At 70.9% G+C, this 26,104-nt stretch carries 28 protein-coding genes and 2 pseudogenes; 14 read left to right on the forward strand and 16 right to left on the reverse strand.

The annotated features are described in order from the left end of the window. Positions 1-26: 26 nt before the first annotated feature. Entirely contained in the window at positions 27-434 is a 408-nt protein-coding gene (locus ABEA26_RS00415) for a RidA family protein (protein ID WP_345588034.1), read from the reverse strand. A gap of 104 nt (positions 435-538) precedes the next feature. Between ABEA26_RS00415 and ABEA26_RS00420 the strand changes: the two genes are divergently transcribed. Beyond that, positions 539-919, forward strand: coding sequence for a winged helix-turn-helix transcriptional regulator (locus tag ABEA26_RS00420; RefSeq protein ID WP_345588035.1), 381 nt, complete (start codon positions 539-541; stop codon positions 917-919). Positions 920-934: 15 nt separating this feature from the next. Here the strand turns inward: ABEA26_RS00420 and ABEA26_RS00425 are convergent, their stop codons facing one another. Continuing rightward, positions 935-1,426 (reverse strand): GtrA family protein, encoded by a 492-nt coding sequence (locus ABEA26_RS00425; protein WP_345588036.1) that lies wholly within the window; start codon positions 1,424-1,426, stop codon positions 935-937. 211 nt (positions 1,427-1,637) lie between these two features. On the opposite strand from ABEA26_RS00425, the gene ABEA26_RS00430 reads away from it, so the two are divergent. Next, positions 1,638-2,240 (forward strand): tellurite resistance TerB family protein, encoded by a 603-nt coding sequence (locus tag ABEA26_RS00430; RefSeq protein ID WP_345588037.1) that lies wholly within the window; start codon positions 1,638-1,640, stop codon positions 2,238-2,240. A gap of 67 nt (positions 2,241-2,307) precedes the next feature. After that, positions 2,308-3,246, forward strand: a pseudogene (locus ABEA26_RS00435) (phosphotransferase). A 127-nt stretch (positions 3,247-3,373) separates the two neighbouring features. On the opposite strand, the gene paaE reads toward ABEA26_RS00435, so the two are convergent. From paaE to paaA, 5 genes are read right to left on the reverse strand one after another with little or no spacing between them, the layout of a single operon-like run. Continuing rightward, the gene (gene paaE / locus ABEA26_RS00440) at positions 3,374-4,495 is read right to left on the reverse strand and encodes a 1,2-phenylacetyl-CoA epoxidase subunit PaaE (protein WP_345588038.1); all 1,122 of its coding nucleotides are present in this window, start codon (positions 4,493-4,495) and stop codon (positions 3,374-3,376) included. Beyond that, positions 4,495-5,010, reverse strand: coding sequence for a 1,2-phenylacetyl-CoA epoxidase subunit PaaD (gene paaD, locus ABEA26_RS00445; RefSeq protein WP_345588039.1), 516 nt, complete (start codon positions 5,008-5,010; stop codon positions 4,495-4,497). Before paaD ends, paaE begins: the two co-directional genes overlap by 1 nt. Further along, on the reverse strand, positions 5,004-5,831 hold the full coding sequence (paaC, locus tag ABEA26_RS00450; protein WP_345588041.1) for a 1,2-phenylacetyl-CoA epoxidase subunit PaaC: 828 nt from the start codon (positions 5,829-5,831) through the stop codon (positions 5,004-5,006). The genes paaD and paaC overlap by 7 nt, the downstream gene beginning before the upstream one ends. A 9-nt stretch (positions 5,832-5,840) precedes the next feature. Continuing rightward, the gene (gene paaB / locus ABEA26_RS00455) at positions 5,841-6,134 is read right to left on the reverse strand and encodes a 1,2-phenylacetyl-CoA epoxidase subunit PaaB (protein ID WP_279562929.1); all 294 of its coding nucleotides are present in this window, start codon (positions 6,132-6,134) and stop codon (positions 5,841-5,843) included. Next, on the reverse strand, positions 6,131-7,108 hold the full coding sequence (gene paaA, locus ABEA26_RS00460; protein WP_345588044.1) for a 1,2-phenylacetyl-CoA epoxidase subunit PaaA: 978 nt from the start codon (positions 7,106-7,108) through the stop codon (positions 6,131-6,133). Before paaA ends, paaB begins: the two co-directional genes overlap by 4 nt. A gap of 230 nt (positions 7,109-7,338) precedes the next feature. Between paaA and paaI the strand changes: the two genes are divergently transcribed. The 3 genes from paaI (at position 7,339) to ABEA26_RS00475 (ending at position 10,527) form a co-directional block, all read left to right on the forward strand. Continuing rightward, the gene (gene paaI / locus ABEA26_RS00465; RefSeq protein WP_425587772.1) at positions 7,339-7,752 is read left to right on the forward strand and encodes a hydroxyphenylacetyl-CoA thioesterase PaaI; all 414 of its coding nucleotides are present in this window, start codon (positions 7,339-7,341) and stop codon (positions 7,750-7,752) included. Next, positions 7,749-9,095 (forward strand): phenylacetate--CoA ligase PaaK, encoded by a 1,347-nt coding sequence (paaK, locus tag ABEA26_RS00470; RefSeq protein WP_345588047.1) that lies wholly within the window; start codon positions 7,749-7,751, stop codon positions 9,093-9,095. Before paaI ends, paaK begins: the two co-directional genes overlap by 4 nt. Positions 9,096-9,228: 133 nt before the next feature. Beyond that, positions 9,229-10,527 carry a flavin-containing monooxygenase gene (locus ABEA26_RS00475; protein WP_345588049.1) on the forward strand — a complete coding sequence of 433 codons (1,299 nt, stop codon included), beginning with the start codon at positions 9,229-9,231 and terminating at the stop codon, positions 10,525-10,527. A gap of 100 nt (positions 10,528-10,627) precedes the next feature. Here ABEA26_RS00475 and ABEA26_RS00480 read toward each other — a convergent pair whose 3' ends face one another. The 6 genes from ABEA26_RS00480 to ABEA26_RS00505 all read right to left on the reverse strand — a co-directional run bounded on the left by ABEA26_RS00480 (position 10,628) and on the right by ABEA26_RS00505 (position 15,849). Beyond that, positions 10,628-11,764 carry a tryptophan dimethylallyltransferase family protein gene (locus ABEA26_RS00480; protein WP_345588050.1) on the reverse strand — a complete coding sequence of 379 codons (1,137 nt, stop codon included), beginning with the start codon at positions 11,762-11,764 and terminating at the stop codon, positions 10,628-10,630. Between the two features lie 207 nt (positions 11,765-11,971). After that, positions 11,972-13,321: a cytochrome P450 gene (locus ABEA26_RS00485; protein WP_345588051.1), complete on the reverse strand. Its 1,350-nt coding sequence runs from the start codon at positions 13,319-13,321 to the stop codon at positions 11,972-11,974. Positions 13,322-13,336: 15 nt separating this feature from the next. After that, positions 13,337-13,930 (reverse strand): GTP-binding protein, encoded by a 594-nt coding sequence (locus tag ABEA26_RS00490; protein WP_345588053.1) that lies wholly within the window; start codon positions 13,928-13,930, stop codon positions 13,337-13,339. Continuing rightward, positions 13,905-14,282, reverse strand: coding sequence for a DUF742 domain-containing protein (locus ABEA26_RS00495; protein WP_345588055.1), 378 nt, complete (start codon positions 14,280-14,282; stop codon positions 13,905-13,907). Before ABEA26_RS00495 ends, ABEA26_RS00490 begins: the two co-directional genes overlap by 26 nt. After that, a complete protein-coding gene (locus ABEA26_RS00500; protein WP_345588057.1) occupies positions 14,279-14,680 on the reverse strand; it encodes a roadblock/LC7 domain-containing protein in 402 nt (133 codons plus the stop codon). Before ABEA26_RS00500 ends, ABEA26_RS00495 begins: the two co-directional genes overlap by 4 nt. Beyond that, positions 14,677-15,849 (reverse strand): ATP-binding protein, encoded by a 1,173-nt coding sequence (locus ABEA26_RS00505; RefSeq protein WP_345588059.1) that lies wholly within the window; start codon positions 15,847-15,849, stop codon positions 14,677-14,679. Before ABEA26_RS00505 ends, ABEA26_RS00500 begins: the two co-directional genes overlap by 4 nt. Before the next feature lie 333 nt (positions 15,850-16,182). Between ABEA26_RS00505 and ABEA26_RS00510 the strand changes: the two genes are divergently transcribed. The 6 genes and pseudogenes from ABEA26_RS00510 to ABEA26_RS00535 all read left to right on the forward strand — a co-directional run bounded on the left by ABEA26_RS00510 (position 16,183) and on the right by ABEA26_RS00535 (position 21,578). After that, positions 16,183-16,935 (forward strand): sulfite exporter TauE/SafE family protein, encoded by a 753-nt coding sequence (locus tag ABEA26_RS00510; RefSeq protein WP_345588161.1) that lies wholly within the window; start codon positions 16,183-16,185, stop codon positions 16,933-16,935. A 220-nt stretch (positions 16,936-17,155) separates the two neighbouring features. Next, a complete protein-coding gene (locus ABEA26_RS00515) occupies positions 17,156-18,526 on the forward strand; it encodes a cytochrome P450 (protein ID WP_345588061.1) in 1,371 nt (456 codons plus the stop codon). Between the two features lie 171 nt (positions 18,527-18,697). After that, entirely contained in the window at positions 18,698-19,426 is a 729-nt protein-coding gene (locus ABEA26_RS00520; protein ID WP_345588062.1) for a S1 family peptidase, read from the forward strand. A 221-nt stretch (positions 19,427-19,647) separates the two neighbouring features. Further along, positions 19,648-20,483: pseudogene (locus ABEA26_RS00525) on the forward strand (ABC transporter ATP-binding protein). 71 nt (positions 20,484-20,554) lie between these two features. Further along, positions 20,555-21,091 carry a hypothetical protein gene (locus tag ABEA26_RS00530; RefSeq protein WP_345588064.1) on the forward strand — a complete coding sequence of 179 codons (537 nt, stop codon included), beginning with the start codon at positions 20,555-20,557 and terminating at the stop codon, positions 21,089-21,091. 79 nt (positions 21,092-21,170) lie between these two features. Next, positions 21,171-21,578 (forward strand): hypothetical protein, encoded by a 408-nt coding sequence (locus ABEA26_RS00535; RefSeq protein ID WP_345588065.1) that lies wholly within the window; start codon positions 21,171-21,173, stop codon positions 21,576-21,578. A 264-nt stretch (positions 21,579-21,842) separates the two neighbouring features. Here ABEA26_RS00535 and ABEA26_RS00540 read toward each other — a convergent pair whose 3' ends face one another. The 3 genes from ABEA26_RS00540 to ABEA26_RS00550 form a co-directional block, all read right to left on the reverse strand. Beyond that, positions 21,843-22,208 carry a transglycosylase family protein gene (locus ABEA26_RS00540; RefSeq protein ID WP_345588066.1) on the reverse strand — a complete coding sequence of 122 codons (366 nt, stop codon included), beginning with the start codon at positions 22,206-22,208 and terminating at the stop codon, positions 21,843-21,845. Between the two features lie 168 nt (positions 22,209-22,376). After that, a complete protein-coding gene (locus ABEA26_RS00545; RefSeq protein ID WP_345588068.1) occupies positions 22,377-22,913 on the reverse strand; it encodes a cysteine hydrolase family protein in 537 nt (178 codons plus the stop codon). A 77-nt stretch (positions 22,914-22,990) separates the two neighbouring features. Next, positions 22,991-23,788, reverse strand: coding sequence for a restriction endonuclease (locus ABEA26_RS00550; RefSeq protein WP_345588070.1), 798 nt, complete (start codon positions 23,786-23,788; stop codon positions 22,991-22,993). Between the two features lie 142 nt (positions 23,789-23,930). Here ABEA26_RS00550 and ABEA26_RS00555 point away from each other — a divergent pair, with 142 nt between their 5' ends. Both ABEA26_RS00555 and ABEA26_RS00560 read left to right on the forward strand, forming a co-directional pair. Continuing rightward, positions 23,931-25,001 (forward strand): right-handed parallel beta-helix repeat-containing protein, encoded by a 1,071-nt coding sequence (locus ABEA26_RS00555; RefSeq protein WP_345588072.1) that lies wholly within the window; start codon positions 23,931-23,933, stop codon positions 24,999-25,001. Between the two features lie 59 nt (positions 25,002-25,060). Beyond that, complete coding sequence (locus tag ABEA26_RS00560) at positions 25,061-26,089, forward strand: methyltransferase (RefSeq protein ID WP_345588074.1); 1,029 nt, start codon at positions 25,061-25,063, stop codon at positions 26,087-26,089. Positions 26,090-26,104: the final 15 nt, after the last annotated feature.

Genomic DNA, 26,104 nt, shown 5'->3' on the forward strand with positions numbered 1-26,104 from the left:
GTGCGGTCGGGCCACGGAACGGCTGTTCAGTCGACGACCGCGGTGGCCTCGACCTCGATCAGGTGTTCGGGCACGTCCAGCGCGGCGACGCCGATCAGGGTGGCCGGCGGGGCGGCGGTGACCCCCAGTTTCGTCATCGCCCGGGCGATGCCCTCCAACAGCAGGGGCATCTTGTCGGGGGTCCAGTCGACGACGTGGACGGTCACCTTCGCCACGTCGTCGAAGGAGGCACCGGCCTCGGTCAGGGCGGTTCCGATGTTGAGGTAGCACCGCTCGGCCTGCGCCCCCAGATCGCCTTCGCCGACCGTGGTCCCGTCGGCGTCCCAGGCGACCTGTCCTGCGATGAAGACCAGCTTCGACCCGGAGGCGATCGACACCTGTCGGTAGACGTCGACCTCCGGCAGTCCTGCGGGGTTCATCAGAGTGATGGCCATGCTCTCTGTCTCCTTGCCCGTTCGCTCTCTTGTGGTTACTCGGGAACCGTAAGAGAGTGGTCGCTGACATGGAAGAACGCACTTTTCAGTGACTGGGGAACCTGATGGTGACCAAGCAGTACACCGGCTCTCTCGACGACGCGGACCTGACCCGCGCGGACTCCCTGGCGCGGGAGATATTCTCGGACATCGCCAACAAGTGGGCGCTGCTGATCATCGAGGCGCTGGGCGACCGCACCCTGCGCTTCAGCGAGTTGCGCAACGAGATCGAGGGCGTCAGTCACAAGATGCTCACGCAGAACCTGCGCATGCTGGAGCGCAACGGGCTGGTGGAGCGGTGCGTGCACCCCACCGTGCCGCCGCGGGTCGAGTACACCCTCACGGAACCGGGCCGGGGTCTGCTGAAGACGACGCACTACATGTGCGACTGGACCCACCAGTACCTGGGCCACATCGAGGCCTCCAGGCGCAGCTTCGGCGACTGACGGGCGACGCACGGTTCAGCGTCGCCGGCGAGCGGGGCTGCCAAAGACCGCCAGCCGCAGGACGGCGAAGCGTACGACGGTGACGGCGACCGACGTGGCGGCGAGGACTCCGGTCTCGGCGGCGGGCGATGCGCCGGGCTCCGCGTGCTTGAACCACAACACCGCACCGGACGTGACCAGGTACCCCAGCACGAAGAGGCCACCGGCTCCGAGGTGGGCGCGGGCCGGCCCCGCAGCAGCGTGTCGGAACGTCAGCCGCCGGTTCGCTTCGGTGTTCAGCACCGTCAGCACCAGCAGGGAGACCAGGTTGGCGGCGGCCGGAGACCACCACAGGCGCAGCACCCAGTACAGCAGTGCCTGCCCGACGGTCGACACGATGCCGATCGAGACGAACCAGCCGACCTCCCGCGACCATACCGTGCGCCGTGTGACCGTGCGCCGTGTGGCGGAAGCACGGAGCGGCTCGCAGGGATCGGCAGCGGCGGACGACGCCTTCAGTCGAGCCACACGCCACGCTCCCACCCGGCCGACCGACCGTCAACTGCTGGAATTCCGCGCAGCCTACTACGCCACCGTGAGACACTTTGCCTGGCCTTTGCCTTGCGGGAACCGCGCGGACGTCGGGTGCGTTCATCCTGATAGCCGCGAGTGATCGCGACCGAGGACCAAGACGGATCAAGACGGATACGCAGCAGCAACAGAAGCCGAGGTGGCACGAGTGGCGATGTGGGACAAGATCAAGGACCAGGCCAAGACCTTCCAGCAGTCCCAGGGCACTCGGGGAGCGAGCGGTCCCGGGCAGGGACCGCAGGGACAGCACGGAGCGCAGGGACAGCAGGCGCACCAGGGGGCCGGCCGGCCGGGCTCTTCCTCCGGCGGGTCCAAGGCCCAGCTGATCGGGATGTTCAAGACCCAGCTCGCATCGGTCAAGACCGAACTCAAGAGCGGCTCCTACCGGGACGCCAGCATGGCCATGTGCGCGCTGGTCGCCGCGGCCGACGGTCAGGTGGAGCCGGCCGAGCGGCAGCGCGTGGAGGAGCTGATCGTTTCCAACGAGGTCCTGCAGAACTTCCCGGCGGACCAGCTCCGTCAGCGGTTCAACCAGCATGTGGACCGGCTCGTCGGCAACTTCGAGCTGGGCAAGAGCGAGGCCCTGCAGGTGATCGCCAAGGCCGCCAAGAAGCCCGCGGAGGCCCGGGCGGTCATCCAGACCGGCATGGTCATCGCCGGGGCCGACGGCGTCTTCGAGCCGTCCGAGCAGTACGCGATCCGCGAGGCGTGCACCGCCCTCGGGGTGTCCCCCTCGGAGTTCGGCGTCTGACCCTGGCCCGTTCTTCGGACGGAAACGCGCTTGACGGCCGTCGGCGCCGACGGATCGGATGGGGCCCATGAGTTCAGGGCAGCCGATGCATCCGGGCCTCCATCCCCTCGACGACCGTCTCGTACGGCGCCTGGTCGCCGGGCAGTTCCCGCAGTGGGCGGGACTGCCCGTCAAGCGCTTCCCGTCCGGGGGCACGGTCAACGCGATGTACCGGCTGGGTGACGACATGGTCGTACGGCTGCCGCTGGACAAGGGCGGGGGCCGGGGACGTGCCGACGGAGCGGGAGTGGCTGCCCCGCCTGTCGCCCCTGCTGCCCACCGCCGTCCCCGAGGTGCTCGGGGCCGGTGCCCGCTGGGGGCCACGGCTGTTGGCCGGGGAGTGTGCGTGAGGGTGGTTTAGCTCGATCGTGTGATCGTCGACTTCTGGGCTTGCGGTGGCCTGGGCCGTTCGGGCTACGGTGATCGTGCGATCTGGGCCGCTGGTTACGGCGACCAGTGTGTGGGGCCCCCGCTCCACCGGAGTGATGGTTCGGGGCCCCCCGCCGCCGCTGGCCGTATCCGACTGGCCAGGTCGTGAGGGAACTGGCCTCCCGAGACCGGACCACGGACAGGATCTGTGTCGCTGCCTCGGGGTTGAGTACGCCGGGGGCCAGTGCGCCCAAGACCGTTCGGGGCGCGCGACTGAACGGGGTTCCGGCTCAGTCCACAGGAACGGTACCCGTGGCCGTGATCGGTGTACCGGTGGCTGCCTAAGTGATCAACTTCGGATGCATGAGGAGGGGCGACCCGGCCTGCGATCTACTCCCGGCGTGGAACCTGCTGCCGGCCGGTGCGCGGGAGGTCTTCGCGAGGCGCTCGGCGTGGACGACGCGGCCTGGCGGCTGGGCCGGGGACTGACGTTCTCCCAGGCGCTGATCGCGCTGCCGTACTACCCCGGGAGACCAATCCCGCGATGGCCGGCAACGCCCGTCATGTCATCCGGGAGGTGCTGGCGGAGGACGACTGAGCGTCGCCCCCGTCCGGGTGGCGCGGCACCCCGTCAGGTGTGCGGCGGGGGACGGAGCCTGGCTCGTGCCCTCGACGGCGGCGACAGTCCCGCCCCGGTGCGCCGACCGGAGGCGGGTGCCGTTCGCTCAGCTGTCGTAGTCCACGGTCAGCTTCTCCGAGACCGGGTACGACTGGCAGGTCAGGACGTAGCCCGCATCGACCTCCGCCGCTTCGAGGGCGTAGTTGCGGCGCATGTCGACCCTGCCGTCGGTCACCAGGGCGCGGCAGGTGCCGCAGACGCCGCCCTTGCAGGCGAAGGGCAGGTCGGGCCGGGTCTGCTGGGCTCCGTCGAGGACGGACCGCTCCCGGGAGAGGGCGGAGGTCGTGGAGCGGCCGTCCAGGGTGATGACGACCTCGCTGACGGGCCCCTCGGGGCCGGCGTCCTCGTGGTGGACCTCGCGCCCGGGCTCGTCATCGGCGTAGAACAGCTCCCGGTGGACGCGTTCCGCCGGGACGCCGAGGCCGGTCAGGACCTGCTGGGCGTCGGCGACCATGCCCTGCGGGCCGCACAGCCACCAGTGGTCCGCGCTCTCCACGTCCACCAGGGAGCCGACGAGCCTGGAGAGCCGTCCGGCGTCCAGGCGGCCGGAGAGCACCTCCGCCTCGCGGGGTTCGCGGGAGAGCACATGGGCCAGGTGGAAGCGGGTGGGGTGGAGGTCCTTCAGGTCGGCCAGTTCGTCGGCGAACATGACTGTGTCGGTGCGGCGGTTGCCGTAGAACAGGGTGACGGTCGAGCGCTCGTCGGCGGCCAGCACCGATTCGGCGATGGACACCATGGGGGTGATGCCCGAGCCGGCGGCGATCAGCACGTGGTGGCCGGGGGTGGTCAGGTCGGGCGTGAAGAGGCCGGTGGGTGCCATCACCTCGACGGTGTCACCCGGACGCACCTCGCTCACCAGCCATGACGAGAAGAGACCGCCCGGCACCACCCGGACACCGACGCGCGGCACCGTGCCGGCCGGTGCGCAGATCGAGTAGGAGCGGCGCTCGTCGCGGCCGTCGATCTCGCGCCGCAGGGTGAGCGACTGCCCCGGTGCGAAGGCGAACTCCTCGGCCAGCTCGTCCGGGACTTCGAAGCTCACGGCGGCCGCGTCCGCGCACAGCCGCTGGACGTCGGCGACGCGCAGTCGGTGGAAGGCGGCACGGCGGCGGGTACCCGCCGGTGCCGGGGCCGGGGAGGTCGCCGAGGCGGGGGCGGTCGGGGCCATCAGATCTCCTTGACGTACTCGAACGGCTCGCGGCAGGCCCCACAGCGCCACAGCGCCTTGCAGGACGTGGCGGCGAAGCGGGAGGTCTCCTCGGTGTCCACCGAGCCGCACCGGGGACAGGGCACCGCGGGCCGAACGGGCGACAGGACGAGGGAGACCGGGCCGCGGGGCGCGGCGCCGGGCGGGGCGATGCCGTGCTCGGCGAGCTTGCGGCGGCCGGACTCGGTGATCCAGTCGCTGGTCCAGGGCGGGTCGAGGACCGTGCGGATCTCCACGCGGGCGTATCCCGCGTCCCGCAGGCGCGCGGCGACGCCCGCCCGCATCTCGGCCATGGCCGGGCACCCCGAGTAGGTGGGGGTGAGGCTCGCGACCACGGTGCCGTCCCCGGTCGCCTCGACGCCGCGCAGCACGCCGAGGTCGGCGAGGGTCAGCATGGGCAGCTCGGGGTCGGGCACCTGCTCGGCGACGTGCCGGGCGCGGCGGATGTCCACGAGCGCCGGGTTACCGGTCACCATGTCGCCTCCGGATGGGCGCGGGCGACGCTCTGCAACTCGGCCAGGAGCGGCGCCAGATGCTCGGTGTGCTCGCCGGCGCGGCCACAGCCGGGCAGCGGGCGGTACACCGGGAGGGGCAGTCCGGCCGCCTCGGTGACCTGGCGCAGGACGTCGGCGACCTCGTCCCGTACGTCGTACGCCGTGTGCAGTTCGCCGAGGTAGGGGGCGACCTGTTCCAGAGCCGTGCGCGTCCTGCGGTGTGACTCGTCCGTGCCGTCACCGAGACGCACGGCCCACTCGGCGGCGTACTGCCGGTGGTACGTCAGCTCCTTGACACCCTTGGCCGCGACCGCCGCGAGGACAGGGTCGGGGTGGGTCTCCAGGCGCCGGAAGTGGGCAAGGCGCCAGCTGGAGAGCACCAGCAGCCGCACGATGGCGAACGCGAAGTCGCCGCCGGGCAGTTCGGCCAGGGTCACGTTGCGGAAGTCGCCGGCGTCCCGGAAATAGGCGTAGGCGTCCTCGTCACGGCCGGTGCCGTCGACCTGGCCGGCGCGCGCGTAGAGCAGGCGGGCCTGGCCGAGGAGGTCGAGGCCGATATTGGCCAGCGCCACCTCCTCCTCCAGCTCCGGCGCACGCGTGACCCACTCGGCGAGCCGCTGCGCCGAGACCAGGGCGTCGTCGGCGAGCGCCACGCAGGCCGCGGCCAGTTCGCCGGCGTCGACGCCCTCGGGCACGGTGGTGTCGACGCCGTGCAGCGGGTCCTCGAAGCCGGTGCCATAGGCCCAGCGGGTGTCGTCCTCGTGTCCCTCGGCCAGGGTCAGGTAGACGTGGTCGTCACTCATGCCCTGCTCCTAGATGTGGGGGACGTCGTCGGGGATGTCGTAGAAGGTCGGGTGGCGGTAGACCTTGTCGGCGCTGGGTGCGAAGAAGGGGTCCTTCTCGTCGCGGGTGGAGGCGGCGATGTGCTCGGAGCGCACGACCCAGATGCTCACGCCCTCGTTGCGCCGGGTGTAGAGGTCGCGGGCGTGGGTGAGGGCCATCGCGTCGTCGGCGGCGTGCAGCGAGCCGACGTGGACGTGGTTGAGGCCGCGCTTGCCGCGCACGAACACCTCGTACAGCGGCCAGCCCTGCTTCTCGGCGCTCATGCCGCCGCTCCCTTCTTCGTCCGGGCCCCCTGCTTGGCCGCGTGTGCGGTGGCCGCCTCGCGCACCCAGGCGCCCTCCTCGTGGGCGGTCCGCCGCCGCCGGATCCGCTGTTCGTTGCACGGGCCGTCGCCCTTGATGACGCGCGTCAGCTCGTCCCAGTCGGGGGTGCCGAAGTCGTGGTGCCCCGTCTCCTCGTTCCAGCGCAGCCGGGGGTCGGGGAGGGTGACGCCGAGCTTCTCGGCCTGCGGGACGGTCATGTCGACGAAGCGGCGGCGCAGTTCGTCGTTGCTGTGCCGCTTGATCTTCCAGGCCATCGACCGCGCGGAGTTGGGCGAGGCGTCGTCGGGTGGGCCGAACATCATCAGGGACGGCCACCACCAGCGGTTCACCGCGTCCTGGACCATCTCGCGCTGGGCGTCGGTGCCGCGCATCATCGTCATCAGGAGTTCGTAGCCCTGTCGCTGGTGGAAGGACTCCTCCTTGCAGATGCGCACCATCGCGCGTGCGTACGGGCCGTAGGAGCTGCGGCACAGCGGCACCTGGTTGCAGATCGCCGCGCCGTCCACGAACCAGCCGATCACGCCGACGTCGGCGAAGCTCGGGGTCGGGTAGTTGAAGATCGAGGAGTACTTCTGACGCCCCTCGATCAGCCGCTCGGTGAGGTCGTCGCGGTCCGCGCCGAGCGTCTCGGCCGCCGAGTACAGGTACAGCCCGTGACCGGCCTCGTCCTGGACCTTGGCGAACAGGATCGCCTTGCGGCGCAGCGACGGCGCCCGGGTGATCCACTCGCCCTCCGGCTGCATGCCGATGATCTCCGAGTGGGCGTGCTGGGCGATCTGCCGGACCAGCGTCTTCCGGTAGCCGTCCGGCATCCAGTCGCGCGGTTCGACGCGCTGGTCGCGCGCGATCGTCGTGTCGAAGTGCTTCTGCAGCCCGTCCGGGGGCGGCGCCTCGGCGGCGTGTGTCGTGGTCATCATCACCAGCTTCCCAACCGACCATTCGTTCGGTATCAGTGTGACGCGTTTCCCGGTGCCGGGCAAGACCCGCACGCACACCGAACCGCGCACTCTTGACACGGCGACCGTGCGACTGGATTACTGGGGCTCGCCGCACGCTGACCGAATGATCGGTCGGGAAGACAGGGTGGTGGGACCACGTGGTGGGAAAGGTGTCGCAGGCCGCTGAGCCGACGCCCACGGAGGTGATGTTCGCCGCGGACGAGGCGTCCCGGCGACTGGGCATCGAGCTGGTCGAGCACGGCGAGGGGACCGCCCTGCTCCGTATGACCGTGACCCCGGCGATGGTGAACGGACACCGGATCGCCCACGGCGGCTACCTGTTCCTGCTCGCCGACACCGCCTTCGCCTGCGCGTGCAACAGCCACGGACCCGTGACCGTGGCGGCGGGCGCCGACATCGTGTTCGTCGCGCCGGCCCGTGAGGGCGACGTCCTGGTGGCGCGCGCCGAGGAGCGCGCCCGGTTCGGCCGCAGCGGTGTCTACGACGTGACGGTGCGGCGCGCCGGAGAGGTGATCGCGGAGTTCCGCGGACGCAGCCGCAGTGTGCGGGACACTTCGGCGCGCGAGACGCCGGGCACGACGACGAAGGAGTCGCGATGAACAGCGAGCCGAGCGCCGGGGCGGCCCCGGCACCCCGCCGGGGAGAGCCCCTCCCCCACGACCTGCTCGACGACGCCGAGCGGCTGTCCCGGGGGCAGCTGCGGGAGCTGCAGCTCGACCGGTTGCGCGCGACGCTGCGGCACGCCTACGAGAACGTGGGGCTGTACCGGAAGAAGTTCGACGCCGCCGGGGTGACGCCCGAGGACTGCCGCAGCCTGGCGGACCTGGCCCGGTTCCCCTTCACCACCAAGGCCGACCTGCGGGACACCTACCCCTTCGGCATGTTCGCCGTCCCGATGGCCGACGTGCGGCGCGTGCACGCCTCCAGCGGCACCACCGGCCGTGCCACGGTCGTCGGTTACACGGACAACGACCTTTCGATGTGGGCGGACGTCATCGCCCGTTCCATCCGGGCCGCGGGCGGCCGGCCGGGCCACAAGGTGCACATCTCCTACGGCTACGGCCTGTTCACCGGAGGCCTCGGCGCGCACTACGGCGCCGAACGCGCCGGGTGCACGGTGATCCCGGCCTCCGGCGGCATGACGGCGCGGCAGGTCCGGATCATCCAGGACTTCCGGCCCGAGATCATCATGGTCACCCCGTCCTACATGCTCACCCTGCTCGACGAGTTCGAGCGGCAGGGGGTCGATCCGCGCACCACGTCACTCGAGGTCGGCATCTTCGGCGCCGAGCCGTGGACGGAGGAGATGCGCCGCGAGATCGAGGAGCGCACGGACATCCACGCCGTCGACATATACGGACTGTCCGAGGTGATCGGTCCCGGCGTGGCGCAGGAGTGCGCCGAGACCAAGGACGGGCTGCACGTGTGGGAGGACCACTTCTACCCGGAGGTGGTCGACCCGCTCACGGACGCCGTGCTGGCCGAGGGCGAGGAGGGTGAGGTGGTCTTCACCTCACTCACCAAGGAGGCGCTCCCGGTGATCCGGTACCGCACGCGCGACCTGTCGCGACTGCTGCCGGGCACCGCCCGGCCCGCCTTCCGCCGGATGCGGAAGGTCACCGGTCGCTGCGACGACATGATCATCCTGCGCGGGGTGAACGTCTTTCCCACCCAGATCGAGGAGATCGTGCTGCGCACGCCCGGCGTCGCCCCGCACTTCCAGATCCGGCTCACCGAGCGCGGCCGGACGGACCACATGACCGTGCACGTCGAGGCCCGTCCGGGAGCCGGTCCCGAGCAGCGCGAGGCCGCCGCCAGAGCGATCGGCCAGGGCGTCAAGGACGGCGTGGGCGTCACCGTGGAGGTGGAGATCGTCGACCCGGAGACCCTGGAGCGCTCGCTCGGCAAGCTCCGCAGGGTCAGGGACCTGCGCCGGACGTGACCTGCGACCCGCGGAGCGGCGAAACGTGAGCACCGACACGTCTGTTCACCCCTCGTACTGGTGTGCATAGAGATACGGATGGGCAGTGAATGCATGATCGGGGGAGATTGAGTACGTCCTGGGGGTAAATCCCGTGCGTGTGTGTGTGATCGGTGCAGGTCTGTCGGGGCTGGCTGTGGCCCATGCCCTCAAGGAGCGGGGCATCGGGTTCGTCTGCCTGGAGAGGGCTCCCGACGTGGGCGGGATCTGGCGTCAGCCGGAGGCCGGCGAGCGGGGCCCCGGGTACCTGTCGCTGCACCTCAACACCGCCAAGCAGCTGACCGGTTACGCCGGCTTCCCGATGCCGGACTCGTACCCGCTCTATCCCCGGCACAGCCAGGTCGCCGCCTATCTGCGGTCCTTCGCCGAGTGGGCGGGCATACGCGAGCACGTCGAGCTGCGGACCGAGGTGGTGTCCGTGGGGCAGGACGCGGACGGCATGTGGACCGTCGTCAGCCGGGACGCGGACGGCGCGACGACGTCGCGGCGGTTCGAGCGGGTGATCGTCGCGTCGGGCCACCACACCGATCCCGCGCTGCCCGACACTCTTCCGGCGGGTTCCGACTCCTTCACCGGAAGGATCCTGCACTCCCTCGACTACCGCGACGGCGGCGACTTCGCCGGACAGCGCGTCGTCGTGGTGGGCCTCGGCGCCTCGGCGGTGGACATCGCCGCGGACCTGTCCCGGCATGCCGCCGAGACCGTGCTCTCGGTGCGCCGGGGACTGCACATCGTGCCCAAGCAGCTGTACGGGAAGTCGCTCGACGAGATCGCCGAAGCGCCGTGGTGGAACGAGATGTCCTTCGCCGAGCGGCGCAAGTGGGCCGAAGAGGCCCTGCTCGTCGCACGCGGAAGGCTGGCGGACTACGGCCTGCCCGAGCCCGACCATCCGCTCTTCTCCTCCGCCACGACTCTCTCGGACGAGATCCTCAGCCGGATCCGGCACGGCGCGGTGACCCCGAAGCCCGCGATCGCCTCCTTCGACGGCGACCGCGTCGTGTTCACCGACGGCACCCGGGTGGCGGCGGACGCCGTCGTGTACTGCACCGGCTTCCACATGACCTTCCCCTTCCTGCCCGCAGGCTGCCCGGTGGCGGCGGACGGCTCGGTCGAGCTGTACAGACGGGTCGTCCCGGCCGACCGACCGGGCCTGTACTTCGTCGGACTGGTCCGGCCCGTGGGCGCCATCACCCGGCTGGTGGAGGCCCAGGCACAGTGGGTGGCGCGGATCATCGGCGGGGAGGCCGAACTGCCCGCGGCGGACGGGATGCGCGAGGAGATCAGTACGTATTTGGACGGCATCGTCCAGCGCTACGGCCGGACGCAGGGAGCCTCGATCCAGGTCGACGTGGGCCCGTATCTGGCGGAGTTCCGGGAGTCGCTGCCCGTGTGACCGCCCCGCCGGGCGCCCTCGCCGGCGCCCGGGCACCGCGTTCGTGACCAGGGCTCCCGGTGCGTTCCACCGGGAGCCCTGTGGTGTCCGGACGGTCCGCTCAGCGCACCGCTACCGGCTGCCGGACGGCCTCCACGGCCTCCACGGCCGGCGGCCTGACCGCGTACGCCTCCGAGGAGAGGTAGGCCGTCACTCGTGGCGGGCGGTCCTGCTGATGGGCCAGCGCCAGGTAGGCGATCAGCCCCACGCCGTCCTCGGGCCGCCGCGCGGTGACGGCGGCCAGGGCGCGGCCGAGCACCGAGGCGTCCATGCCGTGGTGGCGCATCACCCGCTCACCCCGTGCCAGGGCCTCTCCGTCGTGCCGGGCGTAGTCCCTGACCGGGATGTGGAGGGTGAAGCCGCTCGGCCGGGCGGTGGTGGTGTCGGTGAAGGAGTGGCAGGACAGGCCCGGCCGCCTGCTGAGCCCCGTCATGTCGGGCCCGAGGCCCGCGGCCGTGCGGTAGAAGCCCTCGATGCCCGCGGGGCCCGGAGCCGGTTCCATGCGGGACAGCCGCCCGGCCTGACCGGCCGTGAGGTTGTCGTGGCGCACGTAGACCTTCGCCCGAGGTTCGGCCCAGTCCCCCAGGTCCAGGGCCAGGAACGGGTATCCGACACCCTGGGGCAGGCCGGCGAAGGCCCGCCGGTGGCCCAGTCGGTGCAGCGCCTCGCGCACCGTCGCGGCGGAACGTTCCGCCCCGTTCGCGGCCGGGTTGAGGTAGACCTTGACCTTGGGCACACCGCCGGGCCTCAGTTCCAGGGCGCACCACAGGGCCAGGGGGCCGTGCGGTGTGGGCGGCAGGAAGAGGTCCCGCAGGTCGTCGAGCGGGCTGGTGGAGAAGTGCCAGCGCCGCGCCATCGCCCTGATCGCCTCGAGCCCGACGCGGCCGTTGTGGGCCAGGCTGTCTGCGCCGCAGCCCGGTTCCAGGAGCACCCGCAGGGCGGGAGCCGCGTCCGGCTGGAAGGAGAGGGAGAACTCCACGGGGGTGTGGTCGTCGGACAGAAAGGTGCGGGTGGGCGGTGGCAGGTCCAGCGGTCGCTCGGCCACCGGGCCCAGGGTGTCCGTCAGGACCTGGGCGTAGGTCTCGGCGTCGGCCTCGGACAGGCCGGCGACCGCGCCGAGTCTTCGCAACTGACCACCCGTGAAGGCTCCGAGCGTCGGTGTGCCGCGCAGGCCGTTGCCCGTCGCTCTGGCGATCACCGGCCCGGCCCCCGTCGCAGCCGCACAAAGTGATACCCGCCTGGGGAGGCGGGTATCGGGGGGTTCGGCGGCGGGTAAGCGGCGTTCGTGGATATGTGGTCCACGACACCTCCTTTTACTCGTGAGCAACTTGAATGCCGCGTTGCTCACTACCCGTGCCGTTGGATCTTCATGCGGGAGGGGCAGGTGTGAAGGGTGTTACGCATGTCACCTGGTGAGCCAGTTGAGGAACTGGCTCCACATACCGCCGCGTTCGGCCGGACGGGCCGGGCCCGCCGCCGTCTCCCGCGCGGCTGCCCCGGTGCCCGACTCCGGCTCACCGCGCCGTCCGGACCGCACCGGGGTGAAGCGGGCCGGAAGCGTGGCCAGAGCCCGGTTGAAAGGACCCGGACGCCACGTCAGACTGTCCTCGGGAACGGCGAGTTCGACGTCGGGCAGCTCATTGAACAGGTGCTCCACGGCGGTGACCGTGATGTGCCGGGCCGGCTCCTTGGACGGGCAGGCGTGCGGACCCGCGCTCCAGGCCAGGTGCGCGCGGTTGCTGCCCGCCTGGCGCGATGCCTTGAGGGCCGGGCCGGTGTTGGCCGCGGCGAAGCTGACCAGCACCAGATCGCCCGCCTGCAGGTGCTGACCGGCCAGCTCCGTGTCGGCGGCCGGGTAGTGCGGCGCATAGTTCGACATGGGAGGGTTCTCCCACAGCGTGTCGTCGAGGGCCTCGTCGATCAGGCCGCCCTCACGGGCGTACCGCTCGTGGGTGAGCAGGCGATGCAGGGTGTTGCCGATGAGGTTGCGCAGTGGTTCGGCGCCCGCGCCCAGCAGCAGGGCGAGCTGGTGGACCATCTCCTCGTCGCTGAGCCGCGCCTCGTGCTGCATCAGCCAGGAGGTGACGTCGTCACCGGGCCTGCTCCGCTTGAGTGCGACCAGCTCCTCCACTGCCTGGAACAGCACCGCGGTGGCCTTGTCGGCGTTGACTCCGTCGAACATGCCGGAGATGCCGAACAGCACCCGGTCTCCGATGTCGGCGGGGCAGCCGAAGAGCTCGTTGAACACGAACAGCGGCAGCTGCCTGGCGTAGTCGCCGAGCAGGTCGGCCGAGCCGCGGCCGCCGAACTGGGAGATGAGGTAGTCGGAGATCTGCTCGGTGCTCCGGCTCAGTCGGCGGCTGTCCACCCGCGCCATGCTGTCGGTGACCGCCTGCCGCAGGCGCAGGTGGTCGGCGCCGTCGGCGAACATGCAGTTGGGCCGGTAGGCCAGCAGCGGCGCGACGGGGCTGTCCGGGCCCACCTTGCCCTCGTTGAAGGCCCGCCAGCGGCGGGCGTCCTTGCGGAAGGAACCGGAGTCCTGCAGCAGCTGGAGCGCGGCGGCGTAGTCCGTGACCAGCGTCGCCTCGACCCCGGGGGCCAGTTCGACGGGTGCTGCGGCGCCGTAGTGGCGCAGGTACTCGTAGTACGCCTGCGGGTGGGCGGCGAACTCCGGCCCGTGCAGCGGTACCCGGGCGCCGGAGCCGTGTGCCGGGCACCCGGGCGGCGGCACCGGGGCGGTGTCGTGGGCGTTCATGTCTGCTCCCAGCTCCTAGCGGGTGCGGTCCAGCAAGTAGCGGACGAGGGTGGTCAGTGCGGCGGCCGAGGACTTCTCGTCGCGGGCGTCGCAGGTGACGACGGGGGTGTCGTCGAGCAGGTCCAGTGCCTCGCGCAGGGCGCGTTCGTCGCGCAGCGGTACGCCGTCGAAGTGGTTGACTGCGATGGCGTAGTCGAGTCCGTAGTGCTCGATGAGGTCGATCACGGGGAACGAGTCGGCCAGCCGCTCGGGGTCGACCAGCACCAGGGCGCCGAGCGCGCCGCGGGCCATGTCCTCCCACATCTGGACGAAGCGCTGCTGGCCGGGCGTGCCGAACAGGTAGAGCACGACACGGTCGCTGATGGTCAGACGGCCGAAGTCCATGGCGACCGTGGTGGTGGTCTTGCCCTGGACCCCCTTGAGGTCGTCGACCGCCTCCGCGGCCTGTGTCATCGTCTCCTCGGTGGAGAGCGGCTCGATCTCGGAGATGGACCCGATGAGGGTGGTCTTGCCCACCGCGAAGTGGCCGACGACGAGGATCTTCACCGCGGTCTGGGTCGCTCCACCGCGTACGTAGTCCTGCTCATCCAAACTTGGCGCGGAGGCCATTGAGCACCTCCTCCAGGATTTCCTTGTCGGCCAGGCGTGCGCGGGCCACCGGTGGGCGGGTCGTGAGGTGGCCGCCTTCCATGAGGGAGGCCAGCAGGATCCGCACCACGCCCAGTGGGAAGTGGGTGTGGCCGGCGATCTCGGCGACCGAGAGGTAGCCGGCGGAGCAGAGGTCCAGCAGGCTCCGCTCCTCGGGGGACAGCCGGGTCGGCCGACGCGTGTCCTCGGCCGAGGCGGTGACCAGGGTGATGAGGGAGAGGTGCTCCTCGTCGGGCAGGCCCCGGCCCTTGGTGATGACGTACGGCCGGACTAATTCGCCGGCCTCGGGCTCCCAGCCGTCGTGGCCGGTCATGAGTGGCTGCCGAGGTTCTCGCGCGGCGGTGTCGTCAGCCGCTTGCCGAGCTGGGCGACGAGCTGCTGCATCCGGAAGGTGATGTCCGCCATGTCGACCTCGGGGGAGGCGGAGACGCCGAGGTAGGCGCCCTCGCCTGCGGAGATCAGGAAGACCCATCCGCCGTCGAACTCGACCAGGGTCTGCCGCCACGCCTGGTTCGGGTCCTCACAGAAGAAGGCGAGGGTGCGGCTGAGTGACTGCACGCCGCTCATCGCGGCGGCGACCCGGTCGGCGTCGTCCTTGTCGAAGTCCTGCGTCCGGGCCATCAGCAGTCCGTCGGCGGATATCAGGACGGCGTGCAGGGCCCCGGGAATCTCCAGGGCGCTGTCCAGCATCCATGACAGATCGTCGTTCACGAGTCCTCATGTCCTTCGCTTCTTGCACCGGGTGTTCTGCTCGTCCGGTCCGTCTCCTGTGGCCGGGTGACACGGCCGGTCTGTGTGCCCCGTTGGAAGGCGGCCATGATCTGCGCCTGCTCGGAGTCGGAGCGGCCGGCGGAGCGCGGGGTGGACGCGCTGCCGGGCACGATGGCCATCGGGCGCTTGCGGCGCCGCCGGGGCAGGCCGTCGTCGGTCTGCGACGAGGTTTGCGCGGTTTCCGGTCCGCCGTCCTGGCCTGGCCGGGACGTGGCGCGGGCCGCGGGGGCGGGGGCCTTCTTCTCCGGCATGGCGGTGAGCAGTTCGTGCGGCAACAGGACCACCGCGCGTACACCTCCGTAGGGGGAAGAGGAGTCCACCGACACCTCGAAGCCGAACCGCTCGCACAGCAGGCCGATGACGGCGAAGCCGAACTGCGGCGGGTTGCCGAGTCCCGCCACGCCCGAGGCACGCTCGGTGGCGAGCAGCCGGTCCGCGCGGGTGCGCTCCTCGTCACTCATGCCGACACCCGCGTCGTCGACGACGACGCAGATGCCCTTGGGCACGGTCCGGATGTTGATCTCGACGACCGTGTCCGGGCTGGAGTAGCTGGTGGCGTTGTCGAACAGCTCGGCGAGGGCCAGGGCGACGGGTTCGACCGCCCGGCTGGTGATGCCGAAGTCGACCTGGGAGAGGATCTCCACCCGGCGGAAGTGCCGGATGCGCCCCTGTGCGCTGCGCACCACGTCGTACACCGAGGCGGTGTCACGTCGGCCACCGAGCCAGCCGTCGCACAGGACCGCGATGGACTGGGCACGCCGGCCGAACTGCGAGTTGGTGTGGTCGATCTCCAGCAGGTCCTGGAGGAGTGCCGAGTCGCCGTACTTGGTCTGCAGCCGTGAGAGCACCAGCTGTTGTTCGGCGGCGAGGCCCTGAAGGGTCCGCATGGCCGATTTCAGGACGGTCTTCGTCTCGTCCTCGGCCCGCTCCTGAGCCGCCCGCACGGACTTGCCGTAATCGTTCTCCAGCTCTGTGTAGTGATCCCTGAGCCCTCGGACCTCTTGCCGCAAAGCTCGCGCCGCCCTGCGCTGGCGGCTGATGAGCGCGGCGGCGGCGACGAGGGCGACGAGGGCGACCCAGAGCAATGGGTTCCCCATGTATTCCGTCATAAGACTCTCTTCAGGCGACTGAAGGCCGGCTTGCTGAGTTCCCGTCTACGCGGGCGGTCCGGTGGACTGCCCACACCGGTCTGACCGCCGGGGCTGTCCCTGAAGTCGGGAATGACGCCCTTTGACCCATCCGCCCGCTCCGCAAACGCGGTGATCGTATCACCGCGTGATCAGGTGAATTTACGTCAAGAAGTGGCCATCCGGGACCGGTTGGGGACCGACTCACGGCGGCCCATGAACGGTGGGTACAGTCGGCCCCGTGAAAGATGCACAGGACACCTTCCGCCCGGGCCCGGAGCCGGCGCGGGACGGCACCGCGTGACGCCGGAGGCGATGGCCGCGGTGTTCGCGGCGGGCTTCGGGGCCGGCGCGATCAACAGCGTCGTCGGCTCCGGAACGCTGATCACCTTTCCGGTCCTGCTGGCCACGGGACTGTCGCCCGTCACCGCCACGGTCTCCAACGCGCTCGGCCTCATCCCCGGTTCCATCAGCGGGGCCATCGGCTACCGGAAGGAACTGAACGGCCAGCGCTCCCGCGTCCTGAAACTGGGCGTGGGCGCGCTGGCGGGCGGTCTCGTCGGCGCCACGCTGCTGCTGGCCCTGCCGGCCGACGCGTTCGAGACGATCGTGCCGGCCCTGGTGGGTCTGGCCCTGGTGCTGGTGGCGCTCCAGCCCCAGCTCGGCAGGCTGGTCCAGCGCCGCCGGGAACGCACCGGCGCCTCCCCCCGCCGTGACGGCGGCCCGCTGCTGTTCGGCGGACTGACGCTCGCCAGCGTCTACGGCGGCTACTTCGCGGCCGCGCAGGGGATCATCTACCTGTCCCTGATGGGCATGCTCCTCGACGAGTCCCTGCAACGCCTCAACGCCGTAAAGAACGTGCTCTCCGCCCTTGTCAACAGCGTCGCCGCGCTCTTCTTCCTCTTCGCCGCGGACTTCGACTGGACGGCCGTCGCGCTCATCGCCGCCGGTTCGGGCCTCGGCGGTTACGCCGGGGCCAAGGTGGGCCGCCGCTTCAGCCCTCTGGTCCTGCGCATCCTGGTCGTGACGGTAGGCACCGTCGCCCTCGTACAGCTGCTGCTCCGCTGACGCGGTGGCCGGGCCGGGGCTCTCGCGGATCCTCGGCCGCAGGGCGGCCGCCGTCGGTTGAGGAGCGACCGAGGTTGGGCTCTGCCCCCGCCGCTTCCCTCCCAACCTCGCCCGCGCCCGCGGGACACGTGGCATACACCACGCCGTGGCGCGGATTGCGCACGGGAGTGATCGGGGAAGCCATGGAGGCGCCCAAGATCGACTCGAAGGGACCGCCCTCGTGACGCTCGTAGCGCCTCCCCCCATACCCCGGGCAGCGGGCTCGCTGCCGCTTCTGGGTCACGCGATACAGCTCCTGCGCGACAACCTCGGCTTCATCGCCTCACTGCGCACCACCTACGGACCGCTCGTCGAGATCACCCTCCAGCCCGGCACCCGCACCCTGGTCGTCCAGGACCCCGAACTCATCCGCACCATGCTGACCGACCTCGGACCGAGCCTCGACAAGGGCCGGTTCTTCGAGAAGATGGGCCAGCTCCTCGGCGACTCCGTCGTCACCGCCGCCGGCCAGGTCCACGTCCGCAAACGACGCCAGCTCCAACCGGCTTTCGCCCGCGACCGGATCGCCCGCTACGTCGACACCATGCGCGACGAGACGGAGGCCGCCCTCGACGGCTGGGCCCCCGGGCAGAGCCTCGACGTGCGCGAGGCCATGGTCGGGCTCAGCCTGAACATGCTCGCCAAGACGGTGTTCTCCGGCAGCCTCGACGAGGCCACCTTCCGCCGGCTGCGCGCGGACCTGTCGGTCGTGATGAACGGCGTGGGCGCCCGCGTCATGCTGCCCGACTGGGTCGAACGGCTGCCGCTGCCCGTCAACCGCCGCTTCACCGCGGCACGAGACGCGGTGCGGGCCACCATCGACCGGGCGGTCACCGACCTCCAGGTCTGTGGCCACGACACCGGCGACATGCTGTCCCTTCTCCTGCGCACCACCGACGAGGAGACCGGCCGACCGCTCACCGGGCATCAGATCTCCTCCGAGATCCTCACCCTGGCCGTGGCCGGCACCGAGACCACCGCCTCGGTGCTGTCCTGGGTACTGTACGAACTCGCCCGGAATCCCGACATCGAGGCGCGGGTCCTGGGGGAACTGGACGACGTCCTCGGCGACCGGCCGGTCACGTTCGACGACCTGGGCCGGCTGCCCTACCTCGGCCGGGTCGTCGACGAGACCCTGCGACTGCACCACACCGGGTGGCTCGTCACCCGCCGCACCGTCACCGAGACCCGGCTCGGTCCCTGGACCGTGCCCGCCGGGACCGAACTCGCCTACTGCCAGCACGCTCTCCATCGTGACCCGCAACTGTTCACGGATCCGCTGAGCTTCGACCCCGACCGCTGGCTGGACAGTGAGCAGCCGCGCCCCACGCACGCGTTCCTGCCCTTCGGCGCGGGCAAGCACAAGTGCATCGGTGACCGTTTCGCCCTCACCGAACTCGTCACGGCCGTCGCCACGATCACCCGGCGGGTGCGACTGGAGCTCGCCCCCGGCCAGACGGTGCGGCCCGTCGCCGCCGCCACCGTACGGCCCCGGACCCTGCTGATGACCGTGCGCGACAGAGCGAACACCCCGGCCCCGCCCGCCGGCTGAACCGACGTACCGGGCCGGTCGGCAGGCTCCGTCGGCCGGCCCGGGCCCGTCTGCATAACGGCGCGTTATGAGAAGTCGGGATTGGTGGCCCCGGATCCGCGCCGGACATGCTGAGCGGTGCCCCCACACAGCCACACGCGCCCCCACGCGTGTCGTCGGAATCGAGGAGCCTTGCGCATATCCAGACTCGTCCCCACCTTGATGGCCGCTCTCATGGCAGCGCTGCTGTCCGCCCTCACGCTCACCCCGAACGCCTGGGCGGCGGAGCCCCGGCCCGGTGACGGCGGCCCGCAGCCGATCATCGGAGGCGGCTACGCACAGAACGCCCCCTGGGCGGCCCGGCTGTTCTCCAACGGAACCCAGACCTGTTCCTCGACCATCGTCTCCCCCACCTGGATCCTGACCGCCAAGCACTGCGTGAGCGGCGGAGGCCTCTCCTTCCGCATCGGCAGCCTCGACCAGAGCTCCGGCGGCACCGTGGCGAACGGAGTCCGGACCGTCACGCACGCCTCGTCGGACCTCGCGCTGGTCCGGCTCGACCGCTCCGTCTCCGCCACCTACGCGCGGCTCGGGCAGCCGGGCACGGTGCGGGTCGGGCAGACGGTGCAGGTCTACGGCTGGGGCGCCACCTCCCGGTGCGGCTCGGAGATCAACTGCCAGTCCCAGCGCCTGAAGGTCGCGAACCTCAGCGTGACGCGCGGGTGTTACGACGCCTACTACGGTTCGGCGATCTGCGCCCGCCCCGGTGACGGCATCACCGCGGGTGGTGACTCCGGCGGGCCGATGATGGCCGGCGGCGTCCAGGTGGGTGTCGCCTCGACCAGCGACCGGCAGACCACCACGGCGTACACGAACGTGACCGCCTACCGCTCGTGGATCCAGTCCGTCGCGGGCGTCTGACCGTCCCGCCCCTGGGATCGAACCGGGCTCCGGCCCAACTCCCGTCCGCCTCCGTCACGGCGGAGGCAGACGTGCGGGGCCCGCCGATGCCGGCCGGAAGGCCGGCGGGCCGGCGGGCCCCGCTGCCCGGCGTCCAGGAAGCGGACGGCCCGGCAAGCGCGTGGCGATTACATCTAGCGTTCGGCGTGAACGATCGGCGTCCCGCGCAAAGGAGCTCCGGTATGGCCGGGCAGTCAGCCACTCCCCTGGTGAAAGAGCACGAGGCGGCCGTACTGCGGCTCCAGGACGTGGGTGTCCGCCGCCACACGACGGAGCAGCTGATCCTCGACGGGATCGACTGGGCGGTCCGGCCGGGAGAGCACTGGGCCCTGCTGGGCGCCAACGGCGCCGGGAAGACCACCCTGCTGCGGCTGATCGGCGCACTCATGCACCCCACGGTCGGCACCGTCGACGTCCTCGGCAGCCGGCTCGGCCGCGTCGACGTCCGCGAGCTGCGCGCGCGCATCGGCCATGTCACCTCCGCCCAGCGGGTGCCCCAGGACCTCACGGCCCACGCGGTCGTCCTCACCGGCCACAGCGGCACCGTGCAGCCCCTGTGGCGGACGTACGACGACGAGGTGCGGCTCCGTGCCCACGACCTCCTGACCGAACTCGACGTCAAGGACCTCGCCGACCGGCCGTACGGCGTCTGCTCGGGCGGGCAGCGGGCGCGGATCCTCATCGCCAGGGCACTGATGGCCGACCCGGCCCTGCTGCTCCTGGACGAGCCGTTCAACGCCCTGGACCTGCCGTCCCGCGAGGACCTCGTCGAGGCCATGCACCAACTGGCCGAGGGGCGCCCGCGGCTGGCCACCGTGACGGTCACCCACCACCTGGAGGAGCTGTTCCCGGCCGTCGGTCACGCCCTGCTGCTGCGCGGGGCCGGACCCTGGCCCAGGGGTCCGTGGACCACGTCCTGACCGACTCCCTCCTGACCGCGTGCTTCGGGCGCGACATCACGGTGGCCCGGCGCGACGGCCGCTGGTCCGCCTACTCGGGGCGGCGCACTCGGAGTTGAGGTTCGGACCTGCACAGGCATCATCGACAACCAAAGTTTACAACTCGCGATTCGTTAACTATCGTTGTCGCATGGCTCTGTTCCAGATCACTCCCGAAGAACAGGTGGAGCTCGACAAGGCTCTCTACGACGCACTCACCCCCCTCGCGTCCGCCGTGCGTTCCCGGACGCCGGGACTGCCGGAGGACCGCATGTGGGAGGCGGACCCCCGTGAGGTGACACTGTCCGTTCTGGCCGCCTGGAAGGTGGTCGACACTGAGGTCAAGCGGCTGACGGCGATCGCGGCGGACACCGCCGGATCCTACGGCGCGAGCTACGAACAGATGGGTGCCGTCTGGGGCATCACCCGGCAGGGCGCCCGCAAGAAGTGGCCCGGAGCCGTCGACCGCGGGGCGACCACGGCGGCACCGGCCGGCGGCACGCTCGAACTGTGCGGCGGAACGGCCGAGCTGACGCCGGAGCCTTCCTCAGGGGGCTGGCGGTGGACCGGGGAAGGCGCGGACGGGACGCACGGGGCGGCCGATCCCGGTTCCTGGTACGCGACGAAGGAGGAGGCCGCGGCCCACGCGGGAGCCTTCCTGAAGGAGCACGCCCCCAACCGGGCCTGACCACCTGCCTCGTTGGCCGTTTCGAGCCGGTGTGGATCCCGTGCGCCCCTCCGCGGCACGACTGCTAGGTTCGACCCTCGTGCATCCACAAGTATTCGACATGCAGTTCCGTGAACGCGGACGCCGGACAAGGAGCATCGGTTTCGCTCTACTGGCCGTCGCGGGCGTGCTGTGGGTGTGGTGCGGCGTGCTGCTCGCCACTCCCTACGAGGTCGAGCGCAAGTACTCGACGTCCCCGCTGGAGTGCGAGTCCCGCCTCTTCACCGACGACGGAACCGCGAACGAGGGACCGGCCAAGGATCCTTGCGGCGACGAACGGGACTGGCCCGAGGCGCTGACGCTGCTCGGCCTCTCCGTACCCCTGTCCGTGGCGGGCGCGGTGCTCCTCACCTACGGACTCGTCGGTGTGCGGGTGAGCGAGCACGCCGCCGATCTGGACCGGCTGCGCGAACTCGTCGGCCGGGACAGGGGACAGGCCGACGCCTAGCTCCTCCCGCAGAGGGAGGCCGCGAGGGCGGCCCCGGACGTATCGGCGTACGGAACGTCCGGGACCGCCCCTCGGCTCCCCCGCCGGGGGACTGCCCACCCGCCGGCCGCGGGAAACGGGATCCGGCGGTGGACGGCACACATGCACGCCCACGGGTTACCCGGTCAACACGGCGGTCGGGTCGGGGCGCCGCCCCGAGCGCCGGGAGCCGTCCGGCGCAAAGGCTCACATGACTACTTACGCCGGCCGCGCCGCGCTGGAGCGTCAGGCGCACCCCCAGGCCGACATCCCCTGGATACGGGCCAGGCGCTTGGCCACGGCGATCTGCTCCCCGCGGGAGGCGAGGTCCGCGCGCGGGGCGTACGCGAGGCCGCCCGCCGCGATCCAGCTCGACCGGGCGAACTGCAGCCCCCCGTAGTAGCCGTTGCCGGTGTTCGCACCCCAGTCGCCGCCGGATTCGCACGCGGCGATGGCGTCCCAGTCGGTGCGCAGGGGGGCCGACGGTGAGGCCGCTGCTTCAGTGGTCGCCCCCAGTGCGGTCGCGGCGAACAGGACCACCACAGCGGTCCGGATCCTTCGGCCCTGCGAACTGCGCGCGCCGCTCGGATGAGCATTTCGTCTACAGATCATACGAAGACTGTTACACCACGTGACGACGGTGTGCCGTGCAGGCCGCGCCCTCCGTACGCCAGTCGGAGCACCCGAACCATCTCCCCACGGGGGCGGTCGGCGAGCGCGGCCACGCGACCGGCTCAAGGCTGGCGCTCACGCCCGCGTGCCGCCCCTGGACGGATCGCCTCACGTCCACAACTCGCCGCTGTCGCACACCCGGGCACCCATGTTCCGCTGCATCATGCGCAGCGCGGCATCCGCCAGGTCGGTGTGGATGTGGGCGACCGCGTCGCGCGGAACGACGACCCGCAGGTGGCGGATGTGTGCGTCGAGCGCCGAGTAGAGCACGCACTGTTCGGTCACCTGCCCGCACAGCACGAGCCGGTCGATCCCCTGCTCGAAGAGCAGGTTCGTCAACGGGGTCTCGAAGAAGATCGAGTGGCGTGCCTTGACCACGAAGAGGGAGGACTCGTCGGGCCGCAGTGGCTCGACGAGGCGGCCGTGCGGACCGGAGAGCGCCTTGTCGAGGATCTCGCCGTGGTGCGAGCGCCACTCGCCGAAGTTGTCGTTGACGTAGATCACGGGAACGTCCTGGCGCCGGGCCCGCTCCAGCAGGCCGGTCAGCGCCGGCAACACGGATTCCACGGCGGGAATCAGAAGCTCGGCGTCCTCGTGATCGTAGGTGTTGATCATGTCGATGACGATCAGCGCGGTCTTGCCCATACCGCCCAGGTTGCCACTGGGCGGCTGCAGAATCGCTTCACCCCGGCGGACGGCGGGGCGCTGAGCACCCCGGGAGATCATTGGACGGCCTGGCCCGAGGAGTCCGTCCCGTCCTCCACGAGGGGAGTCGGCACCCAGGGCGCCGGTCCCAGGCCCTCGCTCCAGTCGCGCAGTCGCGCCTCGTTCACGCAGACTATTCCGCACTGCTGGGCGTACTCGACGGCCGGTGCGGTGAAGTCGCTACTGGTGACGAGGACCGCGACGTCGGCCTCGTGGACGGTGAAACAGGTACCGCCGAAGCGTTGCAGGTCCTGGGAGCCGACCTTGTTGTCGTCGCCGTAGCGCTTGCACTGGATGACGACACGCCGGCCGTCGGGAGCCACCGCCACCACGTCCGCACCGAGGTCGCCCGCTCCGCCCACCACCTCCACCTCGGCGCAGCCGTCGCGTACGCACAGACCGGCTATCGCCTGCTCGAACTCGTCGGGGCTGAGCGCCTCGTGGCCGACGTCCGCCACCGCGGTGGAGTCCTCGACACCGGGCGCCTCGTCCGCAGGCATCGCCGACCGCTGCTCCTCCAGCGCGTCCAGGGCTGTCGCCGTGGCCTCCTCCAGGGCGCCGGTGGTACGGCGCGCCAGCCTGGACGGGGAGAACCCGAAGCGCCCGCGCCGGCAGGCGACGCCTGCCACCACTCCCCCGAGGACCAGGACGACGGCCCACAGGGGACGCCGCTGCGCGACGTCGACGGCCATTCGGCCGACCCACCCCACGACGATCAGACCGACAGCGGCGAGGCCGAAGAACACGGCGGTCGCGCGGAGGTCGAAGCGGCGCCCGTAGCGTCTCGGGCGGGTGCGGCGTTCAGGCACCGTCACGATGGTCGTTCCTCCCAGCGGCCGACATGTTGATCACTTACACCGTCTGCCCGGGAACCACCGGATCACCGTCCGTTCATGACACGCCGTCGGATGGCTTATCCGTCCCGTGCGTGAATCTTTCGGGCATAGCGTGCGGAACATGAAGAAAAGTCATGTCGTGTACCTGGTGTGCACCGCAGCGATGATCGGAACGGGGCTCGGCGCGGCCCCGGCATCCGCCGACCACACGACCCATGTGGTCCACCCCGGCGAGTCGATCCAGAAGGCGGTGGACGCCTCCGAGTCGGGCGACACCGTTCTCGTCACCTCCGGCACCTACCACGAGAGCGTCAAGGTGAGCACGCCCGGGCTCACCCTGCGGGGCGTGGGCCGCGGCACGGTCATCAGGCCGAGCACGGAGAAGGCCACCGACAACACGTGTGCCGAGGGCGGCAACGGCATCTGCGTGATCGGGACGAAGGACAAGAACGTCAAGGGCATCACCGTCGCCAACCTGACGGTGACCGGCTTCAAGCGCACCGGCCTGTTCTCCATGGCCACCGACGGGCTCACCGTGCGGAACGTGACGGCGGTGAAGAACGGCGTCTGGGGCATCGCCCAGGAGCGGTCGGTCCACGGCATCTTCCTGGACAACATCGCCCGCGACAACGGCGACGCCGGCATCTTCCTCGCCAACACCATCAAGGCCGAGGAAGGCGCCGCGGACACCGAGGGCACGGTCGTCGCGCACAACCGCCTCGAGGGCAACCGGATCGGCATCACCGTCCGCCGTCTGCGCAACCTCGCCGTCGCGGACAACTACATCGGCGGCAACTGCGCGGGCGTGTTCGTCGTCGGCGACGAGAACAAGCCCATGGCCGGCGACCTGGTCGTGCGCGACAACCACGTCGTGCGCAACAACAAGTCCTGCCCGAAGACCGACCGGCTGGAGGCGCTCCAGGGCTCCGGCATCGTCCTGACCGGCACCGAGAAGGTCCTGGTGGCCGACAACACGGTCGAGGGCAACTCCGGCAAGTCCTCGATGTCGGGTGGCATCGTCCTGGCCGCGAGCATGGTGGGCGCCCCCAACTCGAAGAACGAGATCACCGGCAACAGGCTGCGCGACAACTCCCCCGCCGACCTGGTCAACGCCGGGACCGGGGAGACCGCCAAGAGCAACACCTTCGAGGGCAACACCTGCGGGGCCTCCAAGCCCGCGGGGCTGTGCTGACCGGCCGGCCGTAGCCCCCGGTGGACCCAAGCAGGCCGAAGTAGGGAAGGAAGCGGCACATGACGACCGCACAGACTGCCCCGCCCCCGCCCATGCGGCTGAGGGAGCTCGTGTTCGGGGCGGCATGTGCCGCCGCCCTCCGCGCGGCCGCCCGGCTCGGCGTGGCCGACGCGCTCGGCGACACCCCCACGGCCGTGGAGGACCTCGCGGCCGCGGTGAAGACCGAGCCGGGGCCGCTGCGCCGGCTGCTGCGCGCCCTGACCTGCTACGGCGTCTTCGCCGAGCACAAGGACGGGACCTTCGCGCACACGGACATGTCCCGACTGCTGCGCGAGGACGACCCGAACAGCCTGCGTTACATCACGCTGTGGTGCACCGAGCCGTGGACCTGGGACGCGTGGCCCCGGCTTGACGAGGCGGTGCGCACCGGCGGCAACGTCGTCGAGGGCCTGTACGGCAAGGAGTTCTTCCCCTACCTCAACGAGGACGCCCCCGAGTCGGCCGAAATCTTCAACCGCGCCATGACCACCTCCAGCCGGCAGTCCGCCCAGGACGTTGCGGCGCTCCTCGACCTGTCGGGGAGCACGTCGGTCGCGGACATCGGCGGCGGCCAGGGACACGTGGTGGCGAGCCTGCTGGAGAAGTACCCGTCGATGCACGGCACCCTGCTCGACCTGCCACGCGTGGTGGAGAACGCCGACCCGCGGCTGCGCGAGGGCGGATCGCTCGCGGACCGCGTGCGAATCGTGCCGGGTGACTGCCGGGTGTCAGTCCCCGTCCGGGCCGATGTGTACGTCATCAAGAACATCCTGGAGTGGGACGACGACAGCACCGCCCGTGCGCTGCGGGGCGTCATCGCGGCGGGCGGGCCCGGGGCCCGCGTCGTGGTCATCGAGAACCTCGTCGACGACACGCCCTCGATGCGGTTCAGCACCGCCATGGACCTGCTGTTGCTCCTCAACGTCGGCGGCGCCAAACACACCACCGACAGCATGGCCGGCCGGCTGACCGACGCCGGCCTCGTCATCGACGACATCCGCCCGGTCAATCCCTACCTGCACGCGTTCGACTGCACCGTGCCCGAGTGAGCTGACCCTGAGACG

Origin of the sequence: Streptomyces marokkonensis (genome assembly GCF_039539045.1) — a bacterium.
Classification (GTDB): domain Bacteria; phylum Actinomycetota; class Actinomycetes; order Streptomycetales; family Streptomycetaceae; genus Streptomyces; species Streptomyces marokkonensis.

What these genes read in the sequence shown, in the direction of transcription:
- ABEA26_RS00415 (WP_345588034.1), bottom strand. Translation starts at nt 434, where the DNA reads ATGGCCATCACTCTGATGAACCCCGCAGGACTGCCGGAGGTCGACGTC.
- ABEA26_RS00420 (WP_345588035.1), top strand. Translation starts at nt 539, where the DNA reads ATGGTGACCAAGCAGTACACCGGCTCTCTCGACGACGCGGACCTGACC.
- ABEA26_RS00545 (WP_345588068.1), bottom strand. Translation starts at nt 22,913, where the DNA reads ATGGGCAAGACCGCGCTGATCGTCATCGACATGATCAACACCTACGAT.
- ABEA26_RS00555 (WP_345588072.1), top strand. Translation starts at nt 23,931, where the DNA reads ATGAAGAAAAGTCATGTCGTGTACCTGGTGTGCACCGCAGCGATGATC.
- paaI (WP_425587772.1), top strand. Translation starts at nt 7,339, where the DNA reads ATGTTCGCCGCGGACGAGGCGTCCCGGCGACTGGGCATCGAGCTGGTC.
- ABEA26_RS00560 (WP_345588074.1), top strand. Translation starts at nt 25,061, where the DNA reads ATGACGACCGCACAGACTGCCCCGCCCCCGCCCATGCGGCTGAGGGAG.
- ABEA26_RS00490 (WP_345588053.1), bottom strand. Translation starts at nt 13,930, where the DNA reads ATGGCCTCCGCGCCAAGTTTGGATGAGCAGGACTACGTACGCGGTGGA.
- paaE (WP_345588038.1), bottom strand. Translation starts at nt 4,495, where the DNA reads ATGGCCCCGACCGCCCCCGCCTCGGCGACCTCCCCGGCCCCGGCACCG.
- ABEA26_RS00530 (WP_345588064.1), top strand. Translation starts at nt 20,555, where the DNA reads ATGGCTCTGTTCCAGATCACTCCCGAAGAACAGGTGGAGCTCGACAAG.
- paaC (WP_345588041.1), bottom strand. Translation starts at nt 5,831, where the DNA reads ATGAGTGACGACCACGTCTACCTGACCCTGGCCGAGGGACACGAGGAC.
- paaA (WP_345588044.1), bottom strand. Translation starts at nt 7,108, where the DNA reads ATGACCACGACACACGCCGCCGAGGCGCCGCCCCCGGACGGGCTGCAG.
- ABEA26_RS00485 (WP_345588051.1), bottom strand. Translation starts at nt 13,321, where the DNA reads ATGAACGCCCACGACACCGCCCCGGTGCCGCCGCCCGGGTGCCCGGCA.
- paaD (WP_345588039.1), bottom strand. Translation starts at nt 5,010, where the DNA reads ATGGTGACCGGTAACCCGGCGCTCGTGGACATCCGCCGCGCCCGGCAC.
- ABEA26_RS00540 (WP_345588066.1), bottom strand. Translation starts at nt 22,208, where the DNA reads ATGATCTGTAGACGAAATGCTCATCCGAGCGGCGCGCGCAGTTCGCAG.
- paaB (WP_279562929.1), bottom strand. Translation starts at nt 6,134, where the DNA reads ATGAGCGCCGAGAAGCAGGGCTGGCCGCTGTACGAGGTGTTCGTGCGC.
- ABEA26_RS00495 (WP_345588055.1), bottom strand. Translation starts at nt 14,282, where the DNA reads ATGACCGGCCACGACGGCTGGGAGCCCGAGGCCGGCGAATTAGTCCGG.
- ABEA26_RS00505 (WP_345588059.1), bottom strand. Translation starts at nt 15,849, where the DNA reads ATGACGGAATACATGGGGAACCCATTGCTCTGGGTCGCCCTCGTCGCC.
- ABEA26_RS00510 (WP_345588161.1), top strand. Translation starts at nt 16,183, where the DNA reads ATGGCCGCGGTGTTCGCGGCGGGCTTCGGGGCCGGCGCGATCAACAGC.
- paaK (WP_345588047.1), top strand. Translation starts at nt 7,749, where the DNA reads ATGAACAGCGAGCCGAGCGCCGGGGCGGCCCCGGCACCCCGCCGGGGA.